Origin of the sequence: Aquipuribacter hungaricus, from assembly GCF_037860755.1 — a bacterium.
Taxonomy (GTDB): domain Bacteria; phylum Actinomycetota; class Actinomycetes; order Actinomycetales; family JBBAYJ01; genus Aquipuribacter; species Aquipuribacter hungaricus.
This window is the reverse complement of the sequence record NZ_JBBEOI010000144.1, coordinates 1-9,335: the sequence shown is the minus strand read 5'-3', so window position 1 is coordinate 9,335 and position 9,335 is coordinate 1. Positions and strand designations below refer to the sequence as shown.

General features: G+C 77.7%; 9 protein-coding genes. 8 read left to right on the top strand and 1 reads right to left on the bottom strand.

From position 1 onward, the window contains the following. The first annotated feature begins 225 nt into the window (after positions 1-225). Together WCS02_RS13870 and WCS02_RS13865 are read left to right on the top strand one after the other, a co-directional pair. Positions 226-1,602: a family 16 glycosylhydrolase gene (locus tag WCS02_RS13870; protein WP_340294219.1), complete on the top strand. Its 1,377-nt coding sequence runs from the start codon at positions 226-228 to the stop codon at positions 1,600-1,602. 77 nt (positions 1,603-1,679) lie between these two features. After that, complete coding sequence (locus tag WCS02_RS13865; RefSeq protein WP_340294217.1) at positions 1,680-2,597, top strand: SGNH/GDSL hydrolase family protein; 918 nt, start codon at positions 1,680-1,682, stop codon at positions 2,595-2,597. On the opposite strand, the gene WCS02_RS13860 is transcribed toward WCS02_RS13865, so the two are convergent. Further along, the gene (locus tag WCS02_RS13860) at positions 2,591-3,256 is read right to left on the bottom strand and encodes a metal-dependent hydrolase (protein WP_340294215.1); all 666 of its coding nucleotides are present in this window, start codon (positions 3,254-3,256) and stop codon (positions 2,591-2,593) included. The two genes, WCS02_RS13865 and WCS02_RS13860, sit on opposite strands and share 7 nt — an antisense overlap. A gap of 96 nt (positions 3,257-3,352) precedes the next feature. Here WCS02_RS13860 and WCS02_RS13855 point away from each other — a divergent pair, with 96 nt between their 5' ends. The 6 genes from WCS02_RS13855 to WCS02_RS13830 form a co-directional block, all read left to right on the top strand. Further along, on the top strand, positions 3,353-3,970 hold the full coding sequence (locus WCS02_RS13855; protein WP_340294213.1) for a hypothetical protein: 618 nt from the start codon (positions 3,353-3,355) through the stop codon (positions 3,968-3,970). A 10-nt stretch (positions 3,971-3,980) separates the two neighbouring features. Further along, on the top strand, positions 3,981-4,685 hold the full coding sequence (locus tag WCS02_RS13850; protein ID WP_340294211.1) for a response regulator transcription factor: 705 nt from the start codon (positions 3,981-3,983) through the stop codon (positions 4,683-4,685). Further along, positions 4,678-5,949, top strand: coding sequence for a sensor histidine kinase (locus WCS02_RS13845; protein WP_340294209.1), 1,272 nt, complete (start codon positions 4,678-4,680; stop codon positions 5,947-5,949). Before WCS02_RS13850 ends, WCS02_RS13845 begins: the two co-directional genes overlap by 8 nt. 142 nt (positions 5,950-6,091) lie before the next feature. Further along, on the top strand, positions 6,092-7,234 hold the full coding sequence (locus tag WCS02_RS13840; RefSeq protein WP_340294207.1) for a GAF domain-containing protein: 1,143 nt from the start codon (positions 6,092-6,094) through the stop codon (positions 7,232-7,234). Between the two features lie 138 nt (positions 7,235-7,372). Next, positions 7,373-8,281 (top strand): glycosyltransferase family 2 protein, encoded by a 909-nt coding sequence (locus WCS02_RS13835; RefSeq protein WP_340294205.1) that lies wholly within the window; start codon positions 7,373-7,375, stop codon positions 8,279-8,281. A gap of 5 nt (positions 8,282-8,286) precedes the next feature. Then, positions 8,287-9,335: glycosyltransferase family 2 protein (locus WCS02_RS13830; protein ID WP_340294203.1), on the top strand; the 1,049-nt coding region annotated here is incomplete at its 3' end.

Sequence of the window (9,335 nt, the reverse complement as noted above, 5' to 3'; positions counted from 1 at the left end):
CGCCCGCGCGACCGCCTGAGCCCCCGGGGGCCGGACGGCCCGTCACCCGACCGCGCGGGCGGCCGCGACGGGCGGTGAGCGGCAGGGCCGGTCGCGGGGGGCCGGGTCCCCCGGTGCGGCAGCGGCCCACCGTGGGTGACGCGGGCACCACCCGGGGGGCCGGTCCAGGCCGGCGCCGCGCACGTCGATCTCCCGGGCAGCACCCCCGCTGCCCGAGGAGCCCCCATGCCCACCCGCCGCGACAGGGCCGTCCCGGCCCTGTCCGCACTGTCCGCCGTCCTGTCCGCCGTGCTGCTGTCCGGGGCGGTGCTCGTCCCGGCCCCCGCGGCCGCCCCGCCGCCGGAGGTCCGGGTGTCCGCGGGCAGCAGCGTGCCGGTCGACGTCGCCGGGACCCTCTGGGCGGCCGACGCGCACTTCCTCGGCGGGACCGCGACCACCTCGCCCCGGCCCGTGGCCGGCACCGCCGCCCCCCAGCTGTACGCGACCTCCCGCACCGGCATGACCGGCTACTCGGTCCCGGTCGAGCCGGGCGGGTACACCGTCACCCTGTCCATGGCCGAGTCGGTCCACCGGCGCCCGGGGCGGCGGGTCTTCGACGTCCTCGCCGAGGGCGCCCTGGTGCTCGCCCGGGTCGACGTGCTCCGTGAGGCCGGCGGGCCCGACCGTGCCCTGGAGCGGACCTTCCGCGCCACCGTGACCGACGGGACGCTGGACATCACCTACCGTGCCTCGCGGGACAGGCCGGTCGTCTCGGCCGTCCGCGTCGTCCCCGACCCGAGGACCCCCGCCGTGGCGCCCACCCCCGCACCCTCGCCCACCCCGTCGCCCTCCCCCACCGGCTCCGCCCCGCCGCCCGCCGACCCGTCGGCGGAGGTGCCGGTCTGGGCGGACGAGTTCGACGGGCCGGCGGGCGCGCTCCCGGACCCGGCCCGCTGGGGGCACGAGTGGGGCGGCCTGGGCTGGGGCGACGGCGAGCTGCAGGAGTACACCGACCGCCGTCCGGAGAACGCCAGCACGGACGGGGAGGGGCACCTCCGCATCACGGCGCGCCGGGAGGAGCTCGGGAACCCCTGGAGCGGCGGGGCCCGGTACACGAGCGCCCGCCTGAGCACGGCCAGCACCTACAGCTTCCGGTACGGCCGGGTCGAGGCCCGCGCGAAGCTGCCCTCGGGCCAGGGGGTCTGGCCGGCGTTCTGGCTGCTGGGTACGGACACCGCCACCCTCGGCTGGCCGGCCGGCGGCGAGCTGGACGTCGTCGAGACGGTGAACACCCCCACGACGGTCTTCAGCCACGTGCACGGGTCCACGACCACCGGCCAGCACTGGTCCCGGGGCGGCGGCACGCCCACGGTCGACCTGTCGCAGGACTTCCACGTCTACGCGATGGACTGGCGGCCCGACGTCGTGACGTTCAGCGTCGACGGCGTCACCACCACCGTCGTCCACCGCGAGGACCTGCCGCCGGAGGCCGTGTGGCCCTTCGACAGGCCCCACCACATGCTGCTCAACGTCGCCGTGGGGGGCAGCTGGCCCGGCGCGCCCGACAGCACCACGCCGTTCCCCGCGACCATGCTCGTCGACCACGTGCGGGTCTACCGCTGACACCGGCGGACCGCCCTGCGCGGCCGCCGGGGCACACGCCGGTGGCGCGGCGGACGGCGGGTCAGCACCATCGGGGCATGGCCGCACGGGGACCCCTCGCCGCCGCGGCCGTCCTCGTGGCCGCGGTGGTCGGGTTCACCGTCGCCGGCCTGACCGCGGTCCCCGTCCTGCCGACGACGGCGCAGGGCCCGCCCGGGGTGGCCGCGGCGCCCGGGGCGGACGCGCCGGGGAGGACCGACAGCCCGGACGGCACCGGGGTGACCGGTGCGCAGGGGGTCGGGCCGCGGGAGCACTACCTCGCGCTCGGCGACTCCCTCGCCCAGGGCTTCTCGCCGTCCGGCGACGTGCGGGCCGCCTACCCGTACCAGCACGCCGCGGGCGTGCCGGGGACCCGGCTCACCGTGCTGGCCTGCGCCGGCGAGACCACGGTCACCTTCGTCTCCGGCCGGTGCCCCTACCCGCAGACCGCCGCGGTCCCCCGGCAGGGGAGCCAGCTGTCCGCGGCGCTGGCCTTCCTGGCCGCGCACCCGGGGCAGGTCAGCCCCGTGACGGTCCACCTGGGGGCGAACGACCTGTTCGCCGTCACCGGCGGCTGCGACGTCTCGCCCGGGGCGCCGGCCGCCCTGGACGCCTACGAGACGGCCATGGCCTCGGTGCTGTCGCAGCTGTCGGACGCGCTGGCGGGGACCGGGGACCTCGTCGTGCTGAGCCCCTACGACCCCTACCCGGCGTCACGGGCAGGCTGCCCCGACGGGCCCGCGAGCGCCGCGCTGTTCGAGGAGGCGGACCGTCGCCTCGCCGCGGTCGCCGCCCGGCAGGGGGTGCCGGTGGTCTCCGGGCAGCGCGTCTTCGCCGGGGCCGCACCGGACGGGGCGCCGCGGGTGTGCACGTACACCTTCATGTGCCCGACCGGCACCGCGAGGCCCGACGTCCACCCGACCCGCGAGGGCCACGCCGCGCTGGCAGGGGCGCTGCAGGAGGTCCTCGGCTACTGAGCGGACCGGGCTGCCCGCCGCGGGAGGACGACGAGGACGGCCGCGACGACCAGGCTCAGCAGGTAGACCGTCCGCGGGACCTCGACCCCGGCGTCCGTCAGCGGCCAGAGCAGCGCCACCGGCGCCGTCGCCAGGTCGCGCCACAGGTGCAGCGCCACCCCGAGCGAGGCACCGAGCAGGACGCCGGCCGCGGCACGGGCCCGTGGCGCTGTCCCGCCCGCCGCCCGGACGACGGCGGCGGCGAGGCCGAGCAGGAGCACGGTCGCCACCGAGTGCGGGTAGGGCCGCGGGGTCCCCCGGGTGAGCAGGTCGCTGCCGAGCAGCTCCGCCGGCACGTGGTCGAGGTCGACGACCACGCTGCTGAGGAGCACCGCGAGCAGCACCGGCGCCCCCAGCCGCAGCAGGCCCGCGGGTGCGGTGCGCGCGCGACCGCGTCCCCCGGCGCCGGACGACGGGCGCCCGGACGGCCACGACCGGGTGCCGGCGGCGAGCAGCAGCAGCGCCGTGAGCAGGTGCGCGACCCAGTCGAGCAGGCCGAAGACCGGCCGGGGCACCGGGACCGCCGCCACGAGGGCGTCGACCGCCAGGACGACCGCCAGCGCGGGCACCGGCCACCACCCCACGACGACGCCGGTGGACAGGCGTGCCGGGGTCACCACCGTCGTAGGATCCCGGACGGGCGAGGACGCCGGCACCGCCGGCCCGTGCGCCCGCCGCCGGGGGAGCCCCCCGGCAGCCCTGGGAGGGGGTGGCGCGTGCGAGGTCTCCTCGGGGGGCGGGGTCCCGACCTGCGCGTCCGCCGCCACCTCGCGCTGCGCGGCTTCGCCGGGCAGCACGGCTGGGACGTGCTCGGGATGGTGGCCGACCTGTCGACCCGCTACCCGGTGCCCGACCTCGTCGGGGCGCCGAGCGCCCAGGCCGAGCTGGCCGTACAGGGTGCCTGGCGCGGGCAGCCGGCCACGGTCGCGCTCGTCGCGGCGAGGCCGCCCGCACGGGACGCCCACGGCCGGCGGCAGGGCGACCGGACGGTGCTGCTCGTCGCGCTCGACAGCGGGCCCCGGCAGGTGCAGCTGGTCGCCGAGGTGACGGGCGGGCAGCCGGAGGTGGCGGTCCTGGGGGACGGACCGGCACCCGCGGCCGTCGTCGCCCTGCTCGGCCCGGTCGGCCCGGTCGGCCGGCCCCGCCCCGCCGGCCGGCTGCGCCCCGGCGACCACGTCGTCCTCGGCGAGGTCGACCTGGTGCTGGCACGCACCCTGGCCCGCCACGAGGCCCGGGTGGACCCGGCCGTCCTCCTCGACCTGCTCGTCGACCTGCTCGACGCGATCGACACGAGCTCCGGCGGACCACGTACCGGGCGGCCGCCCGTCGCGTAGCCTGCGCCGCGTGGCCCGGGTACTGCTGGTGGAGGACGACGACGCCATCGCCGTCCCGCTCGAGCGGGCGCTGCGCCGCGACGAGCACGACGTCGTCCGGACCGCCTCCGGCGAGCACGCGGTCGCGTCGATCCTCGAGGACCCCCCGGAGCTCGTGCTGCTCGACCTCGGACTGCCCGACCTCGACGGCCTCGAGGTCTGCCGCCGGGTGCGCGAGGCGGGGTCGCTCGTGGCGGTCATCATGCTCACCGCCCGCGGCGACGAGCTCGACCGGGTGGTCGGGCTGGACGTCGGCGCCGACGACTACCTGTCCAAGCCGTTCAGCCTCGCCGAGCTGTCCGCCCGGATGCGGGCCCTGCTGCGCCGCGCCGGCACCGGTCAGGCCACCCCGGTCGCCGCCCGGGCCGAGCCGGCCGGGGAGCTGCTGCGGGTGGACCTCGGGGCGCGGCGCGTCTTCCTGGCCGGCGAGGAGGTGCAGCTCACCGTCAAGGAGTTCGACCTGCTCGCCGTGCTGCACCGCGAGGACGGCCGGGTCGTCACCCGCGAGCAGCTGATGGACGAGGTCTGGGACGAGAACTGGTTCGGCTCGACGAAGACCCTGGACGTCACGGTGGCCCGGCTGCGCGCCAAGCTCGTCCGTCCCGACGGCTCCGTCCGGCTCACCACGACCCGCGGCGTCGGCTTCCGGCTGGAGGTCGGCGCCCCGGATGCGTGAGCGCCTGCTGGCCGCCTTCGTCCTGCTGACGCTGCTGACCGTGACGCTGTACGGCGTCCCCCGGGCGCTGGTGCGGGCGGGCGTGGTCACGCAGCAGGCCCAGCAGGAGGTCGACCGGGACGCCGGCTACGCCGCCGGGGTGGTGACCGCCCGGCTCGAGGCGGGCCTCCCCGTCACCGTCCCGGACCTGTCGGTCGTCACCGACGACCTCGACCCCGAGGACCAGCTGCTGTACCTGCCGCAGGGGGCCGACCCCGTGGTCCTGTCGGGCCCGTCGGTCGCCGCGGAGGGACGGCGCGACGCCCTCACCGCCCGGGTCGAGCTGCCCGGGGGCGGGGCGGTCGAGGCGCGCCGCGCGGTCGCCACCGTCCGGCAGGACGTCGTGCGGGAGCTGCAGCCGATCGTCCTCACCGGCGCCGCCTCGCTCGTCGTCGCCGTGCTCACCGCCGTGGTGCTGTCGCGGCGGCTGGCCCGCCCGTTCCAGGAGCTCGCCGCGCAGGCCACCGTCCTAGGCGGGGACGCCGGGGCCGTCGAGCTCCCCCCGCAGCCGGTCCGGGAGGCCGAGGCGATCGCCGCGGCGCTGCGGGCGAGCAGCAGCCGGCTCACGGCCATCCTCCGCCGCGAGCGGCAGTTCGCCCGCAACGCCTCCCACCAGCTGCGCACCCCGCTGACCGGGATCCGGCTGCGGGTCGAGGACCTGTCGGCGTGGCCGGAGACCCATGCCACCGTGCGCGAGGAGCTGGACGCCGTGCTCGCCGAGGTCGACCGGCTCGACGACACGGTCACCGCGCTGCTCAGCTTCGCCCGCGAGGAGGGCCTGGGGCAGACCGACCCCGTCCAGCTGCGCCGCGTCGTCTTCTCGGTCGTCCAGCGGTGGGCGGTGGTGGCGGCGTCGTCCGGGCGCACGGTGACCGCCGACGTCCCCGCCGACGCCTCGGTCCACCTGCCCACCTCCGCCGTCGACCAGGTGCTCGACGTGCTGGTGCACAACGCCCTGGTCCACGGCCGGGGCGCCGTGGTGCTGTCCGGGGCGCACGACGGGGCGTGCGTCGACCTCGTGGTCCGCGACGAGGGCACCCTCGACCTGGACGACGAGCTGGTGTTCGCCCGGCGCCGCAGCGGGTCGGCCGCCGCGGGAGAGGGCATCGGGCTGGCCCTCGCGGCCGAGTTCGCCCAGGTGCTCGGGGGACGGCTGGAGGTCCTCGACCGCGCACCGACCACGTTCCGGCTCCGGCTCCCCTCGGCCCTGGGAGCGCTCCCCTAGCGGATCCCGTCCCCGCGGGCCCGCGGTGTGGACGAGCTGTGGCCGGGCGTTGGCCCGGCCGTGGCCCCCCTCCGTACCGTCCGGGCTAGCCTCGACCGAGCGTCGGACCATCCCTCCGGCGCGCCAGATCGGGGGACCCGCAGTGCCACGACCATCGACGGTCGGCCTCGCCGACGAACGGCGCCTGGAGTCGCTGCGCCGCACGCAGCTGCTCGACCAGCCGGCGCAGGAGACCTTCGACCGGCTCACCAGGGTGGCCGCGCGCGCCCTCGGCGTCCCGGTCTCGCTGCTCTCGCTGCTCGAGGCGGACCGGCAGTTCGTCCTCAGCCAGCACGGCCTCACCGGCCCGGCCGCCGTCGGCCGCGAGCTCGACCTGGCCTGGTCCCTCTGCCCCCACGTGGTCGCCTCGCGGGCGCCGTTCACGGTGGTCGACGCGCGCACCGACCCGCGGGTGTCCGACAACCCCGCCGTGGAGGCGTCCCTGTTGGTCGCGTACGCCGGCGTCCCGCTCCGGGGCCCGGACGGGGAGGTCGTCGGCACCATGTGCGCGGTCTCGCCGCAGCCCCGCGCCTGGGAGGACGAGGACGTGCGGCTGCTGGAGGACCTGGCGGCGGCGGCCGAGGAGCAGATGCGGACCCGCTGGAGCGCGCTGGACCGCCGCGACGCCGTGCTGACGATGGGGCACCGGCTGCGCAGCGGGTTCACGGCGCTCAGCCTGGAGACCGAGAACCTGCTGGCCGTCGTCCAGGACCCGGAGCTGCGGGCGCACGCCACGGCCCTCACCGGCGTCGTCGGGCAGCAGGCCGCCGCCGTCGAGGACGCGCTGCGGGAGGCCGAGGCCGTCGACCAGGGGTCGCGCTCCGACGTCGACGTCGCGGCCGTCCTCTCCGAGGTGGTGCGGCGCTCCGCCCGGCGGCCGGCGCACGCCGACCGCCCGGTCCTCGTCGGGGGCGCCACGGAGGACCTGGTGGTCCGGACCGCCGTCGGCGACCTCTGCGACGTCCTCGACGGCATGGTCGGGGCGCTCCTGCGGTCCGGGCGGGGCCCCGTCGTGCTTTCCGCCCACGCCGACGGCGACGCGGTGCGCTTCCGGGTGCAGGACGAGGGGGACGGCCTGCCGCCGGAGGCTGCCCGGGCCGTCACCGCGCGCGACGACGTCACGGCCGGCGCCGACCGCCGCGGGTCGGTCTCGCTCGCCGAGCGCGCGGTGCGGCTGCTCGGGGGCAGGGTGGTGCTGTCCCTCGACGGGCCCAGCAGCATCGACCTGCTGCTACCGCGTCACTAGGTCGGAGCAGCGCCGGAGACCCGGACGGACCTGTGGCACCCCCGTTCTCGTCACGTGGAGGAGCCGTGGCGGGGCCGCTCATAGCGTCCTCCTCGAGCGGGGCACCCCGCCAGGCCGACCCCTCCCGAGGAGCCCCTCATGTCGTACGACACCCACATCGACGTCGACACCGCCGCCGTGCGCCGCGGCCCCGCCGCCCCCCGGGTGAGCGTGGTCGTCCCCACGTACAACGAGGCGGCCAACCTGCCGCACGTGTTCAGCCTGCTCCCCGAGGGCCTGCACGAGGTCGTCCTCGTCGACGGCCGCTCCACCGACGGCACGATCGAGGTCGCCCGGGCGCTCCGGCCGGACGTCGTCGTCGTCCGTCAGACCCGCCGCGGCAAGGGCAACGCCATGACCTGCGGGTTCGCCGCCGTCACCGGCGACATCGTCGTCATGCTGGACGCGGACGGCAGCGCCGACCCCCGGGAGATCGCGCGCTTCGTCGAGGCCCTCCAGGGCGGCGCCGACTTCGCCAAGGGCACCCGGTTCGCCGGCACCGGCGGCAGCGCCGACATCACCCGGCTGCGCGCCTGGGGCAACGGCGTCCTCAACACCATCGCCAACACCCTGTTCGGCACCCGGTACACCGACCTCTGCTACGGCTACAACGCCTTCTGGGCCACCTGCCTGCCGGCGCTGGAGCTCGTGGACGACGGCCCCGCGGTCGACGAGCAGCGCTGGGGCGACGGCTTCGAGATCGAGACCGTCATCAACACCCGCATCGCCAAGGCCCGCCTGCAGATCACCGAGGTCCCGTCCTGGGAGTTCGAGCGCATCCACGGCGAGAGCAACCTCAACACGTGGCGCGACGGCTTCCGCGTGCTGCGCGCCCTCGCCGTCGAGCGGCTCCGCCGCCCCGCGCCGGTCGACGTCACCCGGCCTGCCGCCGCCCCGGTCGCCGCCGTGGCCGCCGTCCCCGTGGCCGCCGCCCCTGTCCACGTCGAGGTCCTCGACGGGCCCGTGCTGGACCTCCGCGAGCGGGCCGAGCTCGGCCTGAGCGTCTGAGCCCCGTGCGCGCGCCCGCCGGCACCCCCGTCGGTGCCCCCGTCGACAGCCCTGTCGGCAGCCCTGTCGGCAGCCCTGTCGGCAGCGGTGCCGTCGACCACCCCGTCGCCGCGGCCCCCGGGCCCGCGGCGCGACGGCCGGGCGTGGCCGTCGTCGTGTGCGCCTACACCGAGCGCCGCTGGGACGTCCTGCTGCAGAGCCTGGCGGCCGCGGCGGCCCAGGCCGGCGACCGCGACGAGGTCCTGCTCGTCGTCGACCACGACGACGCGCTGCTCGCCCGGGCGACGGGTGCCGTCCCGGCGGGCGTGAGGGTCGTCGCCTCGACCGGCCGTAAGGGGCTGTCCGGGGCGCGCAACAGCGGCGTGGCCGCCACCGACCGCGACGTCGTGGTCTTCCTGGACGACGACGCCGTCCCGGCGCCGGGCTGGCTCGACGCGCTGGTCGCCCCGTTCCAGGACCCGGCGGTCCACGGCGCGGGCGGGACGGTGCGGCCCGACTGGCGTGCCCCCCGGCCGGCCTGGTTCCCCGAGGAGTTCCTCTGGGTGGTGGGGTGCACGTACCGCGGCATCCCCGACCGGCTGCACCAGGTGCGCAACCCGATCGGCGCGAGCATGGCGTTCCGCGCCGACGCGCTGCACGAGGCCGGCGGCTTCTCCGAGGACCTCGGCCGGGTGGGCACCCTGCCGCTGGGCTGCGAGGAGACCGAGCTGTCCATGGCCGTGGCCGCCCGGCGCCCCCACGGCCGGGTCGTCCACGTGCCCGGCTCGCTGGTCGGCCACCACGTCACCCCGGAGCGGACCCGCTGGTCCTACTTCGTGCGGCGCTGCTTCGCCGAGGGGCTGAGCAAGGCGGCGGTCGCCGGGCTGCACGGCGCCGGTCCGGCCCTGTCGAGCGAGCGCAGCTACGCGACCCGCGTCCTGCCCGCCGCCGTGCTGCGCGGGCTCCGCGACGCCGCACGCGGGGACACCGGCGGTCTCGGCCGTGCGGGTGCCGTCGTGGCCGGCCTCGTCGTCACCGCCGCCGGCTACGCCCGCGGCCGGGCGCTCGCGCTCCG

What these genes read in the sequence shown, in the direction of transcription:
- WCS02_RS13870 (WP_340294219.1), top strand. Translation starts at nt 226, where the DNA reads ATGCCCACCCGCCGCGACAGGGCCGTCCCGGCCCTGTCCGCACTGTCC.
- WCS02_RS13845 (WP_340294209.1), top strand. Translation starts at nt 4,678, where the DNA reads ATGCGTGAGCGCCTGCTGGCCGCCTTCGTCCTGCTGACGCTGCTGACC.
- WCS02_RS13835 (WP_340294205.1), top strand. Translation starts at nt 7,373, where the DNA reads ATGTCGTACGACACCCACATCGACGTCGACACCGCCGCCGTGCGCCGC.
- WCS02_RS13865 (WP_340294217.1), top strand. Translation starts at nt 1,680, where the DNA reads ATGGCCGCACGGGGACCCCTCGCCGCCGCGGCCGTCCTCGTGGCCGCG.